Genomic DNA, 308 nt, shown 5'->3' with positions numbered 1-308 from the left:
GCCGGCCCCGACCACGCCGGACCAGAAACTGCTGATGGACCAGGTAGGCGAGGGTCCGGGATCGCGCCTGCTCCTGGTCGCCATCGACGGGGGCGACGACACGAGCAAAGCGGCGCTGAGTCGTGGTCTCGCCGCGTCATTGCGTAAGGACCCCGCGTTCACCCAGGTGGTGAACGGTGATTTCGACATGGGCATGCTGGACGCGAACCTGCTTCCCTATCGCTATCTGCTCTCGCCCACGCTCGATGACACGGCCATGGACGAAGACTTCCTTGCCGACCAGCTGCAGCAGCGCCTCGATGACCTGG

General features: G+C 65.3%; 1 protein-coding gene. It reads left to right on the top strand.

Going from position 1 to position 308, the window contains the following annotated elements; all coding sequences use genetic code 11:
- Positions 1-308: hypothetical protein (locus tag CBX98_RS25935; RefSeq protein ID WP_197710267.1), on the top strand; the 308-nt coding region annotated here is incomplete at both ends.

Origin of the sequence: Vibrio sp. T9 (assembly GCF_003123985.1) — a bacterium.
Classification (GTDB): Bacteria; Pseudomonadota; Gammaproteobacteria; order Enterobacterales; family Vibrionaceae; genus Vibrio; species Vibrio diabolicus.
Note: the sequence above shows the minus strand (reverse complement) of the source record. Positions and strands in the feature narration are given on the sequence as shown.